The sequence below is a fragment of the Legionella lansingensis genome, assembly GCF_900187355.1.
GTDB lineage: Bacteria > Pseudomonadota > Gammaproteobacteria > Legionellales > Legionellaceae > Tatlockia > Tatlockia lansingensis.
In genome coordinates this window covers 1,372,822-1,388,217 of record NZ_LT906451.1, presented here as the reverse complement: position 1 = coordinate 1,388,217, position 15,396 = coordinate 1,372,822, and the positions used below count along the sequence as shown (strand labels likewise).

The following is a 15,396-nucleotide window of genomic DNA, read 5'->3' as shown; positions in this document are numbered from 1 at the left end:
TCACAGAAGAAATATGGATTATCGGGACATGGACCCCGTCCATGTTGTTGATGAACAAAAACAGTGCGATGATCGGTCGATACTACGCACTGTCTTATAAAAACACTTAATAATTTACACAGTGCCCATCTTTGAATAATTGGAGTCTAATCAGCTGATAGTTATGCAATTGCTTGATCACACAATTGTTACTTTTTCCCTCTAGTGAAATTCCAATAAAATTATGATTTACATTATTATCCTGCACAGGCTTATATCTTTGCAGGTTCTGGGCAAAATAATTAAGACCCGTATATACATCTTTATACGTTGTAGATCCACCTACATTACTAAAAGCTCCTGCATCATTTTTAGTTGTAATATTATAACTTGTAGTGACTTTTCCCTGTGGGATCCCTTCAGGGTAAGAGATGTCTAAAGTCAAGGCATGTGCACTACAAGCAATAAAAGTTCCCATACAAATTAAAGCTAATTTCATAATTATTCTCACAGAAATGAAGGGAAATTAAATCCTTTTAGAGCGCTTTCTATCCATTTGGTTCGATTATATTGCTTACTTGAAAGAATACAAGGCCTAAATTTCGAGACGGTTCATAAACTATGTCATTCTAGCGTAAGAGGGAATCCATTCTGAATAGCGCAAGGTTTTAATTAGGATGAATCTCCGTAGGAGAGAATGACATCGTTTGATAAAAACCATCTATTTTCTCGAACCACTTAATTGAACTTGAACTGCACAAACAATAGCGTGTAAACTGAGTGAAAATGTTTAACTTGTCAACTAACGAAAAGGGGTCAATGTTGGCTAAAATTATCGTCATCACATCAGGCAAAGGCGGAGTGGGTAAAACCACTACTTCAGCGGCAATTTCTTCAGGACTTGCCATGCGCGGTCACAAAACGGTGGTTATTGATTTTGATATTGGTCTTCGCAATCTTGACATCATCATGGGTTGTGAACGTCGCGTTGTGTATGACTTTATTCATGTAATTAATGGCGAAGCCAATTTAAATCAGGCTCTGATTAAAGATAAACGTTTACAACATTTGTACATATTGCCGGCGTCACAAACACGTGATAAAGATGCATTAACGCTTGCCGGCGTTGAAAAAGTTTTGACCGAATTAGCCAGTGAGTTCGAATATATTATTTGTGACTCACCCGCAGGTATCGAAACCGGTGCACTTATGGCTATGTATTTTGCTGATCACGCAATCGTAGTAACCAACCCTGAAGTTTCATCCGTGCGTGATTCCGATCGAATCTTAGGTATTCTAGCGAGTAAAACAAAACGAGCCGCGGAGAACCAAGCTCCAATTCAAGAACATCTCTTACTCACTCGCTATGACCCTGAGCGTGTAGAAAAAGGTGAAATGCTGTCCGTTGAGGATGTTAAAGAAATCCTTGCGATTCCTCTAATCGGTGTTATTCCTGAATCCAAAGCAGTGCTTAAAGCTTCTAACACAGGCACACCGGTTACTCTTGATGAAACCAGCGACGCAGGCCTGGCTTACCAAGATGCAATAGCTCGTTTTCTAGGAGAAAACAGGCCTATGCGTTTTACTAATAGCGAGCGTAAAGGGCTATTACGCCGCCTGTTCGGTAAAACCAAGGAGGATGTTCCAGCATGAGTCTATTTAGCTATTTAAGAAAACGAAACAGTACGGCCTCTGTAGCTAAAGAGCGTTTGCAAATCATTATTTCTCACGAACGCTCGCAACGCAACACCCCCGATTATTTACCAAAGCTTCAGGAAGAAATTTTGGCAGTGATTGCCAAATACATTCGTATTAATCGGGATCAGGTTAGTGTGAATCTGGAACGTTTAGGAGACAGTTCTGTTCTTGAGCTTAACGTAACCATGCCCGATGAGATTTCAGAAGAAACTTAGAACCATATATTGTTAACGAAACTTGTTAACATTATTTCTTATTGGGAGATTTGTAGCGATCGGAGCCATGCCGTATTCGATAATAACCAATCTCGGCATTGTACACACTATCCTATTTACTTTTGATTATTAGTTTTCTAATCTTTGGCTACAGATATCTTTTTATATACCTGCCGCTAGCAGTGTATTATTTTTGCAAACTTCCCGTTCCTCACCGAAATTATTTTAAAAAAGCATCGCTTAATTAAGATAATCTTAAGCAATCATTAGTACAATATAGCAAATAAAAAATAGCTATAACTATTTTAAAATAAAGAGTTATAAACGAGACTGATTTAGTGGTAATGAAATCTGTAAAGAGAACAATTTTTTTGCCATCAGGCAACAAAAAAAAATTTCTTGATCAAGATAGTCATGATTCTTATCAATTAAGAGCCGAAGATTATGTTCCTATTATCTTACATTACAAAAACAAATATCATTTGAATGCTGATGTCAAATTTATTGTTAACGGTTCGAGTGAATATGGCCCAGAGCAAATAAAGAAAAACAAAGCTGAAATTCAACTTGAGATTGATGCATATCAAAATAAAGAACTCAATTACGCAGTTTTCTTAGAAAATTATTGGGTTCCTCCTCAAGGTAGCTTGCCTGGTAAATATTATTTAAATAAAAAAAATGATAAAGATTCGGAGTTCGAGGAATATTATGAAGGACTCTATTTAGCAATAAAAGACGAGTATCTAGATGAATATGGTCATTTAAAAAAACTAGATTTAGAAAAAAAACTAAAATTAAATCAAATCTTGAGCAATCTAAATTGTAAGAAAAAATTTGATGATTATCTCAGTGAAATAATAAAAGACTTAAATCAGCGTAAATTAGGGGTATGTCTAAATAAGAAACAAACTTTGGAAGAAATTGAATTTATTCAAAAGAATTTAAAAGAAAACGAAACTGCAATTTACTTTTTTACAAATAATAAGCGAATAGGACCAGCTCATTTCGAAGTATTTATTATCAATAAAAATACAATCATTAAACCCATCCACTGGCCATTAAACAGAGAAATTATCATTGATAAGAATGATATTAAAAATATGTTTTGCGCAGATATAAGTGATTTTATCTCACCCTATGTAGCGGCTGTGCCACAGGTTGATAAAGTTTCATGTGGCACCCTTGGATTATTGTATATAAAAGAATTTTTAAAAAATAACGCCCTGCAATTAAATCAATTTACTTTGAAGGCATCTATTTATCACAAAAAACAGAAGAATTCAGAAATAAAGAATACGAATTTATTTTTCCCATCACCACATATTTTGCGGTATTCGCAATTTAGTCTTTACAATGAAATCATCGTTGCGATGTTAAAGAATGATGACGTAGTAAAAATAAAACATAAGGGAACAACATACAAAGTTAAAACGTTGAAAAAAATATTAAGTGACTCTATTAAGATTGCCAAAGAAAATGGTGATGAAGAAACTGTCGCTGCCAATAAAAACATCCTAAAAAATTTACCAAATTTTCGCAAAAAATGGTTGGAAGAGTACCAAAAAATAATAGAAAAGCGTAATGGAATGCAGGGCAAAAAGCATAATTTATATTTAGCCTATTGCAGTAAACGAATGGAGACTTTAAAAAGTCGAAATTTATTTAGTGAAGATACATCAAGCATCATTTCTTCGAGTAAGCTGCCACATGTTAGCAATATTTCTTCTACAAACTCTAGAACTGTTGATATACCAAAGGATAGAAATAAAAAAAATTCATACCACCCCCATTTATTTTTTAGTTCCCATGCTATTACTTCAGTAACTTACAATCCACTTTATCAGGGGGATAAATATATTGATAATCCACTTTACGAACCTAAGAAATAATAATCAAAGTAGAGTGGATCTCACATGCCTATGATCCTCGATCACTTCATTAATTGTGCGCAATGCCCTTTTTGCCTCAAAATTCATGTCGGTTTGTTGGTTAACAAGATACATCATCGCTTTCCATAAAGCCCAAGCTCGTCCTCGTGCCCAAGTATTTGGATCAAGTTCTAGTGTTTCTAAAAAAGTGCCTCGACTTTTTCCTTCAAATAGTGTCCAGGCAATAGCAAGATCGCAAGCAGGATCACCGATTGCGAGTTGGCCAAAATCGATAACCGCACTTAACTTTCCTTGAGAGAGTAATAAGTTTCCGACACTTACATCGCCATGGACCCAAACGGGTGGCTTCTGCCAAGAGGTGGATAGTGCTTTTTCCCAAATCTCTGTTGCGGCACAGAAATCTATATTGTTCTTCAAGTCTTCGATGGCTTTTCGTGTTTCTGAATCATAAACTGCTAAATGACCACCGCGATAAAAACTCTGGTGGCCCGCAATAGGTCCACCCGTTGATTCAATTCTTTGAAGTACCTTGAGAAATAGAGCTAAATCTTTTGCTAACTCACACAAATCATTAATAGGAGCAACAGCGGCTGTCTCACCAGGAAGCCAACGATTAATAGACCACTTCCAAGGATACATTTCATCGGGTTTTCCCATCGCAAGAGGCACGGGTACGGGAAGAGGAAGTTGCGAAGCTAATTTGGGTAACCACGTTTGCTCTTTTTCCACTTGCCCGGCGTATTCGGCGCTACTTGGCATCCGTATCAACATTTCGCTACCCAAGTGAAATGTTCTATTGTCCCAACCGCCATTTTTTATAGCTCGAATAGGTAAATGACTCCACTGTGGGAATTGTTCAGCAATCAGCTCGCGCACTAAGGTTTCCGTAATATTTATTTTTTCATCGGATTTTATATTCATCTTTGTTGGACCATAAAATGGATATTCTACTTTATCAAGCAACTTGCCTGACTCACTTAATTTGATGTGTTCGTCTTCTACTTGGTATAAAAGTCAATAAACCGCCTGATTTTAGGTTGTAAATAGCGACTCTGTTGGTAGTAAAGATAAACATTTTTATGAGGTTCCTGGTATTCACGCAAAATCTCAATTAATTCCCCCTTTTTAATAGCATCAGTAACCATGTAGTCATGCAAATTTACTATTCCCATATCATGTATGGCACATTCACGCATAGCATAGCTGTCATTTAACCAAAGTGTCGGATTAATATGAATCTCTTTTCCATTCTTGAAAGATACAACGTTATTAGGTTTGCGAATGCTATGAGTAATATATCTATGTTTAACCAAATCAGACGGATGTTCTGGTATTCCATATTTCTCTAAATAACTAGGCGATGCGCATAGTATGTAGCGAGTTGTGATAACACGACGACGTACTAATTCAGAAGAGCCTTCAATGGATACACCAAATAAAACATCAATACCTTCTTTTTCTAAATTTGGAAATCGTTCAGCTAATTGAAAATGTATACATACTTTGGGATTTAACTCCATAAATTCAGATAGTCTAGGTAATATATGGGTGATTGCAAAATATCGGTTCGCCATAATATGCAAGGCACCAGTTGCCTCATTTTTGCTTTTTGTTATTGCACTTTCCGCTTCCTGTAATTCACTTAATACCTTTTTACATTGCTGAAAATACTCTTCGCCAATTTCAGTTAAGGAAATTTGGCGCGTGGTTCTATTTAATAGTTGAACACCAAGCTCCTTTTCGAGAGCGGTAATTTGTCGGCTAATGGCTGCTGTTGACACCCCTTTTTTTCTAGCCGCCGCCGCGAAACCGTTTTCTTCTATTACAGAAATAAAGGTAGCTATTCTTTCTAATTTGCTCATTATTGTTAACTTAAATGCAACATATATTAATATTTTAGTATATTGATAATTATTTAGTCAACGATTAAACTGCTAAGAACTGTTTGAGGTAAGCTATGAATAAAAAAACACACATTTCATTTCTGACATTATTGTTAATGATCTCCTTTGCCTCAGTAAATGCTGTTTTATTTACACCAGCATTGCCTGCTATCGCAAACTTTTTTGCTATTTCTGACACTACAGCGCAACTAACTATTACTTGGTTTTTAATTGGTTATGCAATAGGGCAACTATTATATGGTCCATTGGCTAACCGGTTTGGAAGAAAACCTGCTTTGTATGCCGGAATTATTTTACAAATATTAAGCAGTTTACTGTGTGTATTCGCAGGGTTTATTTATAGTTATCCTATTCTAGTTTTAGGAAGATTGTTATTAGCTTTAGGATCGAGTGTTGGATTAAAGATGACATTTACACTCGTCAATGAAATCTATGAGCCTATCATCGCGAGTCAAAAACTATCCTACCTCATGATTGCATTTGCTATCACACCAGGCTTGGGCGTCATGATAGGAGGCTATTTAAGTCCACATTTTGGTTGGATGAGTACGTTTTTTGCCAGTGCTGTTTATGGTGTTATTTTGTTACTATTAGCGACAAAACTACCTGAAACAAGAACAAATTTGGATTTTGATGCGTTTAAAATGAATCATTTGATAAATGGGTATATAACCCAATTTAAAAATCTGCAATTAATAGCAGGCGGATTGTTAATGGGTGGTGCAACCTGTTTTGTATATTTATTTGCCGCACTTGCCCCTTTTATTGCAATTAATAGGATGCATATGGATGTTTCAATTTATGGAACAGCAAATCTTCTTCCTTCTTTTGGCATGGTAATGGGTTCGCTTGTGTCTGCACAATTATCAAAGTTATATAAACCCACTTTCATTATTGCATCTGGGATTTTTATTATTTTAGTTGGAAGTATAATGATGTCTTTATTTATGATAATAAAAATATCAGCATTATTAACAATATTCATTCCCATGATGCTTTGTTATTTTGGATTGTCATTAGTTTTTGCTAATGCCTCTACCATTGCGATGAGTAACACATCAGATAAAGCCCACGGATCAGCTGTCATGAACTTTATTAATATGGGACTTGTGACCATTGTTGTACTAAGTGTGGGTATGCTTTCAATCAATAATTTTATTTTACCTGCTATCTATATTGTTATCTGTATTTTTATGGCGGCTTTACTATATGCTCTTAAAATCATCGAGGGCTATAGGCTAACGAAGATACCTGTCTTTACTCATGCACGCTTGCCGCAAGCTCAGAATGCAGTAACAACCAGATTAAAAGAATGATGATCAAGGCAATGATTGGCCTTTTTAGGATGGCGTATATGGCTTGAGAAACACCGTGCTGTGCCATGATCCTCATTACACTTAATTTTTCCCACTTTTTATCAAAAAGACGTTGATGATTAGCGTTAAGTAAGTCTTCTTTTGTTGTAAATCTGAAAGCCTCTCCAGGCTCAAAATAACGAGTGCCATAATCAATCAATAATTGCTCACCTTTCGCTATATCTCTTTGCGCCCCAAAAAGAACAACTTCTATGCCATTGAGTAAGTGACGTTGTGTTATTAAATTCGCTTCAAGAAGAGATGAGTTTTGCTTATCTGCGTCATCTGGGTTGGGAGCATGATTAATAAACCGGGCAATATTACTATAATTTTGCGCATCTGTTCCCATCAGTAAAGCATCATGTTTCGGCCCAAAATAATAGGCATGTAATTCAGGATGAGTCGTTTTTACTCCAAGATAGAATGCTACTGGCTGATTTTTTTTGATAGCCCTTTTTGCATAAACACCAAACCCAATATAGTTATTGATATATCGCAATTCATATGTTTCAAAATCGTCCGGTTTGTTTAGTAACTCATAAATGGTTTCATTCTCTTCAAAGAGTGCATCTCCATTAATCTCCGGTGGTAGGTTTTTGACTGATATTTTATCTTTAATTATTAACCCATCATGAAAATCGAATTTAAAGCCCGACGCTTGACTAACGATTCCATTGAATTGATTAACGGTGATTGTTTTTTTAGCTGCTTTGCGATAATTGAGAGAGAATGGGATACGATACACCTTCTTTAAAGGGGTAAAAAATTCATCTGACGGTGTGATCTCAAATTGGCAATGCATCGGCTCACTGCTAGCAATTAGCGTGGCATAAATATATTTTGCGGTACTGAGCAAACCTTCCATGTCTTTATATTTGTAGCAATAAACATTGGTTGCGGAACTCAGTCTTGGGTGTGCAAGCAAAGGGTGGCAGAAGTCGAAGGTTTTGAAAGCCTCAAAATCAACTTCCTGCTTTTTATCCAATAACACCTTACCTGAAGCAAGATCCAATACTGCTTCTTTGATGGAAGGTTGCTGGTGTTGATTGGTAAGAACGATTTTTACCATAACTTAGAAAATTTGAGAGTTTTTACCAAACTGTGTCATCCCGTGTAGGCAGGGATCTATTCCGATTAAAGTCTCATGCCATTCCCGAGTGGATTCCCGCCTACGCGGGAATGACACAGTTCAATGAACAGTCTCGAAAATTTCATGAAATGCATCAGCCCCTAATGACCTCCTTCTTATACCAATTCTGTCGCTAAATCATCTTCGCTGAGGCTAGTTATCTTTTTTTTCTCCAAATTAACCTCCTTCTCAGCAGGTTGCCTTCGTAACTCATCATCACTAAAATCGTCAACAGCGATGACTTCCTGACGAGCCTTTTCAGCTTCACGCAAAAGAGAAGCTTGTTTTGCATCAAGAAGACCGTTCTTTTCGGCTTCGTCAATCTGCTCTAGCAACGTTAAGCTAACAAGACTCTTGTCTTTCACTGCACGGCTGACCTTTCTTTCAAGCTCTTCAACAGCACAGATTTTATGGAAAGCGGCCTCCAATCGACCCAAAGGACAACTCTCAATGGCTTCTGCAAAAACAAGCCGAGTTAGTCGTGTGCGAGACTCATTTGGTGTTGTGAGAAGATGAGCAAGTCTATGACCCAGCTTGTCGGAAGGCTTGTTACGTTGACGACCTAAAGGCTGTAAGATGAGTTTTAGAACAATACGAGCCCAGTGTACTGGGAAGTTAGCAATAACCTCATACATGGCAGTTTCACATTCATGCAGCAATTTTTGACAACACCAATCAACTAAAGGCAGATCAGCATCTGGTTCTCCATCATCATGGAAACGCTTTAACACACCTGAAATTAAATAGAGATTACTTAATACATCACCCAAACGTGCTGACATTTTTTCTTTGCGTTTCAACTCTGCTCCAAGAATCGCCATGGAGAAGTCAGATAAGAAAGCCAGATTGGCACTATAGCGATAAACAAGTTGATAATATCGCTTCGCCTTACTTTTAGGTACAAATGTAAAACGACCGTCAGTAAAAGCAAAAATGAATGATCTGGTTAAATTTGCCAATACAAATCCCACATGACCCCAAAACGCTTTATCAAAGGCAATAAGATCATTTTTTCGAACGCTTTCCAATTCCTGGAAAACATAAGGGTGACAACGAATTGCGCCTTGTCCAAATATAATTAAACTGCGCGTTAGAATATTAGCTCCCTCAACCGTTATGCCAATGGGTGTGCTTTGATAACCTCGGCCCATATAGTTATTTGGCCCTAAACAAATTCCCTTGCCACCATGAATATCCATGGCGTCAATTGCCAGTTGACGCGATCGTTCAGTACTATGATATTTCAGGATAGCACTGGCCACAGAAGGTTTTGCTCCATGATCGATGGCCGCAGCAGTCATGGTTAAACCAGAATCAATCAAGTACGTGATACCAGCAATACGAGCTAATGGTTCTTCTATGCCTTCAAAATTAGCAATAGCTTGATTGAATTGTTTTCGTACCCTTGCATATGCACCGCTGGCTAGGGCAGCAGCTTGTGCACCACCAAGTGAACTTGAGGGAAGAGAAATTGCACGCCCAGCGCTCAGGCACTCCATTAGCATTCGCCAGCCGGCTCCAGCCATAGCAGCACCGCCAATTAAATAATCAATAGGGACAAAAACATCTTTTCCTTGTGTTGGACCATTCAAAAAGCCAGCATTGAGAGGAAAATGTCGACGACCTTTAATGACACCAGGTGTATTTGCTGGAATAAGAGCACAGCTGATACCAACATCGGTTCCTTTACCCAGTAAATTTTCAGGATCAAAGAGACGAAATGCCAAGCCAATGACGGTTGCCACCGGACAAAGCGTAATATAGCGTTTGTTCCAGGTTAAACGGATACCTAAAACTTCTTTCCCATTAAACTCTTGGCGACAGACAATCCCCTTATCAGGAATGGATGCAGCATCTGAACCAGCATTCGGACCTGTTAATGCAAAACAGGGAATTTCTCTACCGTCTGCAAGACGAGGTAAGTAATAGTCTTTTTGTTCCTTAGTCCCATATTTTAATAACAACTCGGCTGGCCCCAAAGAATTCGGCACAGAAACGGTACTTCCGACAGTTATTGATCGGCCATAGAGTCTGGCTAAAATGGTAAATTGCGCTGTGGCTGAAAACTCAAGACCACCGTAGTACTTAGGGATGATCATCCCTAAAAAACCCTTTTCTTTGATAAACTGCCACATCTCTGGAGGCATGTCTGTGCGGACATGAGTAATATCCCAATCATCAATCATGCGACAAAGTTCATCCACTGGACCATCAATAAAGGCTTGTTCTTCAGTCGTTAAGTTAACTGCAGGAGCATTTAAAAGACGTTTAAAATCCGGAGAACCACTAAACAAATCCCCTTCCCAACTGACCGTCCCTGCTTCGAGTGCTTCTCGCTCAGTGGCAGACATTGCGGGCATTGACTTGCTCACTGTCTTAAACAAACGGCGAGAAAGGACATTTCTTCGCAATGGCTTAATGGTACCGAAAAGAAATAACGCAAAGATAGCCCATAGCACAACTGTGGCGATAATCCCTGGTGAACCATATTTCATCACCAGTAATGCAAATATGGCATAACTAATAGCCCAAACAGCCAGCGAGGCTTGTCTAGCTATTAATAGAAGAGCTGCACCTACGACTGCCAGTACAATTAGACTTTGCAACACGGTTTTCTCCTGTAAATAAATAATCCTGGTTAAAAAGACATTATTGGAATGCTAGGAAATGATTTTGGCAAGAAATCCAAGCGACTTATCATCATTTCAGTATAGCATCCAGCATGGCAAAAATTTGACTCGCAACTTGAACAGGTGACTCCAGAGGAAGCATGTGAGTTCCATTCATTCTAACACTTAAGATATTGTAATGCTTTTTCATGTACCGAACATCCAATCTGTCAACCACGGTACTTTTATCCCCATAAATGAGGGCTGCAGGCACAGTTGATCTTCCTTCATATTCGTGTAAGGTATGCGGTATTGTGCGGAAGATCAAGTACTCAATATGACGATCAAAGCGAAGAACGTAACCATCGTCTGTCTTCTTTAGACCATAATCGATATAATCTTGTAAACATTCTGGAGAGAATGTTTTAAATAAATCACGCTTTTTGAGGTAATCAACCAACTGTTCTTTATTTTGCCAATGATCCCGTCTACTTCGAGTACGAAACGCAGGTGTGACTCGATCAATGATACCCGTTGCCTTAGCAAGACGTACCATACTGGACTTGAAACGACCAAGAAGGGGTGAATCAATCATTACCACAGCTTTGAACAGCGAGGGTTGTTCGATGGAAGCTATCAAACTTAAAACCCCGCCAAAAGAGTGTCCCACTGCAATGACAGGTTGATTGGCCTGTGCCTTTATACTGGCCAAGACCTCTTCTACTAAAAGATGCCAATTTTCCGTAACAGGAAATAATGGATTGTGACCAATTCTATCAATGTAGCAGTAATCATATTTCATGGATAATTGCTTTAATAATTGCGAATAGCAAAGGGCAGGAAAGCCATTCCCATGAGCAAAATGAATTAATTCTCTCACGAAACCACCAGTTTTTGACTTTCTCGTTTTAAAGAAATCACCGCAAAACAAAAATAACCAAAGAGCAAAACGAGCAATAACAAGCCAAACCCCGGAAAAAGCAAATTAAACGTTAAGCCAAGCAGAAGAACAACGATTTGTGGTGTTGCAGCAACCATCAAAAGTCGGCATGTTTGTTTATAGCTTATCGTCAAATTAAAAAATAATTTCGCAACAAACTGCCCCATAAGCGCAAAGACAAGAAAAAGTATAAGGAATATGACAAAAAACAATAGGGCAATCGTTGGATAGACAATAACCTGTGATAACCATTTGATACGCTCTATGCCAGAAGATTTTATCCAGGCTTCTCCATCAAAAACCTGGTTGATACTTTCGCTCAATGTTTGCGAATAAACAGGATTTTTTATTGGCTGCACCCCCTTTGCAAAAAAGAAGTGTGGTGGAGGCACTCTATAAAAAAATTTATCTTTTGTAATTAAGGTGGTCAAATCTGGATAGCGATCATCAATCGCATTAATTTCACCCGTTGTATCAATTATCGTTACCACTTCGCCCTTTTTATTTTTAATCAAATAAGGCATCGGTTTATCCAACGAAACCTTTCCATTTTGAATATAAAGAGGTGGGATTTGTTTAAGTGGGTTTATAATTTGTTCTTCAAAGAAATTGTTGAATTCCAAGTTGATACGCACTGCAAACGGAATAGCAAGTAAACAGGTAACAAACAATAAATAAAGAATACCAAAGCCTTTCCACCTTTTACCTACGTCAACATACAAGCGATTGCTGAAGAAAGACAAGACCAAGGCCTGCAAATAATTATACAGCGGGACGTCAACTTTCCGTAAAGCCTTTTCTTGTTTAGTCATCCCATCCTCCAAGACGTAAACCAGTGTTTTTATCAAATAGATTAGCTTTATTTACGACAAGTTCCAAGGCGAGTTGACCATCAATAATCTCCAGATCAGCTGGTACTCGAACAGAAAAGCGAGCTTTGCCACAGGGTGTTACTCCTTTAACCAGTTTATCAGCCCCCATGTCGTCAACAAATTCGATTTTAACGAGAATAGTCCCCTGTTTCGCTTTCGCTTTATCAGCCACATTTATGTGCTCAGGTCGAATGCCAATGACCACATCTGCACCACAAGAGAGGGTCTTTTTTAGCAATGGCAAGGACAACTCAACACCTATATCCGTAATAATCTTCTGAACATTGAGATCAATTTTGGCCGCTAAAAAATTAATCGGATAATGACCAGTAAAACCTGCAACAAAAAGTGAGGCTGGTTGGGAATAAAGCATTTGCGGGGAACCAATCTGCTCTACCCTTCCCTTGTTCAATACCAAGACTCTAGATGCCATAGTCATTGCCTCAGTCTGATCATGAGTTACGTATAGACATGTTGTGTTTAATTGCTGATGTAATTTTTTAATTTCATAACGCATTTCACCGCGCAATTTAGCATCCAAGTTTGAAAGAGGTTCATCGAACAAAAATACAGCTGGAGAGCGAACAATGGCACGCCCCATAGCCACCCTCTGACGCTGCCCTCCGGAAAGCGCCTGGGGCTTTCGATGTAAATAATCAGATATTTGTAATAGAGACGCCACTTCAGCTACTTTTTGCTGGATAAAAATTTTCTTCATACCGCGCATTTTTAAGCCGTAGGCCATGTTTTCAAACGCAGTCATATGGGGGTAAAGAGCATAGTTCTGGAAAACCATTGCCATATCTCGCTTGGCAGGAGGTATTTTATTAACGCATTGATTATTAATCAAAATACTACCACTACTTACGGTATCCAAACCTGCAACCAGTCGCAATAGAGTTGATTTTCCGCAGCCAGAAGGACCAACTACAGCAACAAATTCACCCCCTTCTATATCCAAGTTGATTTTATCGAGGATAAGTTGTTGTGCATAGAATTTACTGACATCAACTAAGCTTACCGTACTCATTAATGCATTAACCCCTTTTCAAACCAACGTTGCATCGTTAGAACGACCAAACAAGGAGGAATCAGAGCAATTAACGCAATAGTCATAATGTAATGCCATTGCGGAATCTGATCAGCAACTCCTGCTAAGTAGCGTATACCCATAACAATGGTGGCCATACTGCTGTCTGTCGTTATGACTAAGGGCCAAAGATACTGATTCCAGCCGTACACAAACAGAATAATAAATAATGCGGCAATTTGAGTTTTAGATAAAGGTAAAAGAATATCTATGAAGAAACGCAAAGGTCCAGCACCATCCAATGTTGCCGCGTCAACCAATTCTTTGGGTACCGTTTTGAAAAATTGCCGAAACAAAAAAGTAGCCGTTGCAGATGCCATTAATGGTAAACTAAGGCCTGCAAAGCTATTTAGCCAGCCAAAGGAAGCAATCACCTGGAAGGTGGGGATGATCCTTACTTCAACAGGCAACATCATGGTGGCAAAAATTAAAGCAAAGAAAAACGATTTCAGCGGAAATTCGAAATACACCAGGGCAAACGCAGATAGTAGAGCAAGAATAATTTTACCCCCTGCAATTAAAACAGCCATCACACAACTGTTAACCAACATTTGCCAGATAGGCTGCCCTCCGGTTGCAACTAATCCCTCAGTTAGAACGGTTTTAAGATTATGAAAGAAAGCCAACCCAGGCCAAATGGGCAGAGGCGCTTGCATCATCGCCATACCATCATGGCTAGCCGCAACCAATGCCAAATAAAGAGGCATGAATAATAATGCAACAAAGAGACATAATAAGCCATGACTAACTAAACGTGGCAAAAATTTCATTCGTAATGAACCTTTTTTTCTAGATAACGAAATTGAATTAACGTAAGACCGATGACTAAGAGCATTAGCATGACTGATTGCGCAGAAGCACTCCCGGGATCCATCCCCACAAAACCATCTTTATACACTTTATAAATGAGCGTGGTAGTGCTGTTGTTAGGACCACCGCTGGTCATGATATCAATAATGCCAAACGTATCGAAGAAACCATAGATCAAATTCATGACTAACAAGAAAAAGGTCGTTGGGGATAGCAAAGGAAAGATAATTTGCCAAAAAAGCTGCCATCTAGATGCACCATCAATAATGGCTGCTTCAATTAACGTGTTAGGAATGGCCTTAAGAGCCGCAAAGAAGAAAAGAAAGTTATAGCTTAACTGCTGCCAACTCGCAGTAATGACTACTACAATCAAGGCTTGCTTGGGATTGGTAAGATAATTAAAAGATACCCCTAACAGCTGCAATCCTTGAGCTAACCACCCTAACGTGGGTTGCCATAAGAAACGCCATAAGATGGCCGCTACTGCAGGAGCAACAGCATATGGCCAAAGAAATAAGGTTTTATAAAACTGCTGACTTTTACGTCGGCCATGAACAAGCACCGCTAGCAATAAACCTAAGCTCATGGTTAGCAAGGTTATGCACGAAGCGATGATGAATGTCACACCCACAGCTCTTCCATAATTAGGATCTTTAAACAAATCCAAAAAATTGGTTATGCCTGCAAATTCACTATGCAAGCCAAATGCATCACTGAATAAAAAAGCCTGTACGACAGCACTCAGAGCAGGCCAAATAAAAAATAATAATGTAACTAATAATTGAGGGAAGATAAAAATCAATGCTAATTTTTTGTGTCGGGTATATTTAGCCATCATCGGATCAAATAACCTGCCTGATTGGCAGTATACCTTTATTTTTGATACTCCGCAGCTTGTCATCCTCG

Annotated in this window: 14 protein-coding genes; 4 read left to right on the top strand and 10 right to left on the bottom strand. The window is 38.5% G+C overall.

What is annotated here, in order from left to right:
- Positions 1-106: 106 nt before the first annotated feature.
- Entirely contained in the window at positions 107-478 is a 372-nt protein-coding gene (locus CKV79_RS06295) for a hypothetical protein (RefSeq protein ID WP_028373110.1), read from the bottom strand.
- 323 nt (positions 479-801) lie between these two features.
- On the opposite strand from CKV79_RS06295, the gene minD reads away from it, so the two are divergent.
- The 3 genes from minD (at position 802) to CKV79_RS06280 (ending at position 3,781) form a co-directional block, all read left to right on the top strand.
- Complete coding sequence (minD, locus tag CKV79_RS06290; protein ID WP_028373111.1) at positions 802-1,632, top strand: septum site-determining protein MinD; 831 nt, start codon at positions 802-804, stop codon at positions 1,630-1,632.
- Positions 1,629-1,892, top strand: coding sequence for a cell division topological specificity factor MinE (minE, locus tag CKV79_RS06285; protein ID WP_028373112.1), 264 nt, complete (start codon positions 1,629-1,631; stop codon positions 1,890-1,892). The genes minD and minE overlap by 4 nt, the downstream gene beginning before the upstream one ends.
- Positions 1,893-2,236: 344 nt before the next feature.
- Positions 2,237-3,781, top strand: coding sequence for a hypothetical protein (locus CKV79_RS06280; protein WP_028373113.1), 1,545 nt, complete (start codon positions 2,237-2,239; stop codon positions 3,779-3,781).
- A gap of 3 nt (positions 3,782-3,784) precedes the next feature.
- Here CKV79_RS06280 and CKV79_RS06275 read toward each other — a convergent pair whose 3' ends face one another.
- Together CKV79_RS06275 and CKV79_RS06270 are read right to left on the bottom strand one after the other, a co-directional pair.
- The gene (locus CKV79_RS06275) at positions 3,785-4,702 is read right to left on the bottom strand and encodes an aminoglycoside phosphotransferase APH(3') (protein ID WP_028373114.1); all 918 of its coding nucleotides are present in this window, start codon (positions 4,700-4,702) and stop codon (positions 3,785-3,787) included.
- 77 nt (positions 4,703-4,779) lie between these two features.
- Entirely contained in the window at positions 4,780-5,643 is an 864-nt protein-coding gene (locus tag CKV79_RS06270; protein ID WP_028373115.1) for a LysR family transcriptional regulator, read from the bottom strand.
- A gap of 95 nt (positions 5,644-5,738) precedes the next feature.
- Between CKV79_RS06270 and CKV79_RS06265 the strand changes: the two genes are divergently transcribed.
- Complete coding sequence (locus CKV79_RS06265) at positions 5,739-7,001, top strand: MFS transporter (protein WP_065236369.1); 1,263 nt, start codon at positions 5,739-5,741, stop codon at positions 6,999-7,001.
- Here the strand turns inward: CKV79_RS06265 and CKV79_RS06260 are convergent.
- From CKV79_RS06260 to CKV79_RS06230, 7 genes are all read right to left on the bottom strand, one after another.
- Entirely contained in the window at positions 6,943-8,109 is a 1,167-nt protein-coding gene (locus CKV79_RS06260) for an SET domain-containing protein-lysine N-methyltransferase (protein WP_028373116.1), read from the bottom strand. The genes CKV79_RS06265 and CKV79_RS06260 overlap by 59 nt on opposite strands.
- A 176-nt stretch (positions 8,110-8,285) precedes the next feature.
- On the bottom strand, positions 8,286-10,778 hold the full coding sequence (locus tag CKV79_RS06255; protein ID WP_028373117.1) for an acyl-CoA dehydrogenase: 2,493 nt from the start codon (positions 10,776-10,778) through the stop codon (positions 8,286-8,288).
- A gap of 91 nt (positions 10,779-10,869) precedes the next feature.
- On the bottom strand, positions 10,870-11,658 hold the full coding sequence (locus CKV79_RS06250) for an alpha/beta fold hydrolase (protein WP_028373118.1): 789 nt from the start codon (positions 11,656-11,658) through the stop codon (positions 10,870-10,872).
- Positions 11,655-12,530: a DUF1189 family protein gene (locus CKV79_RS06245; RefSeq protein ID WP_028373119.1), complete on the bottom strand. Its 876-nt coding sequence runs from the start codon at positions 12,528-12,530 to the stop codon at positions 11,655-11,657. The genes CKV79_RS06250 and CKV79_RS06245 overlap by 4 nt, the downstream gene beginning before the upstream one ends.
- The gene (locus tag CKV79_RS06240; protein WP_028373120.1) at positions 12,523-13,620 is read right to left on the bottom strand and encodes an ABC transporter ATP-binding protein; all 1,098 of its coding nucleotides are present in this window, start codon (positions 13,618-13,620) and stop codon (positions 12,523-12,525) included. The genes CKV79_RS06245 and CKV79_RS06240 overlap by 8 nt, the downstream gene beginning before the upstream one ends.
- On the bottom strand, positions 13,620-14,450 hold the full coding sequence (gene ugpE / locus CKV79_RS06235) for a sn-glycerol-3-phosphate ABC transporter permease UgpE (RefSeq protein ID WP_028373121.1): 831 nt from the start codon (positions 14,448-14,450) through the stop codon (positions 13,620-13,622). The genes CKV79_RS06240 and ugpE overlap by 1 nt, the downstream gene beginning before the upstream one ends.
- Positions 14,447-15,325: an ABC transporter permease subunit gene (locus tag CKV79_RS06230; RefSeq protein ID WP_028373122.1), complete on the bottom strand. Its 879-nt coding sequence runs from the start codon at positions 15,323-15,325 to the stop codon at positions 14,447-14,449. Before CKV79_RS06230 ends, ugpE begins: the two co-directional genes overlap by 4 nt.
- Between the last annotated feature and the right edge of the window lie 71 nt (positions 15,326-15,396).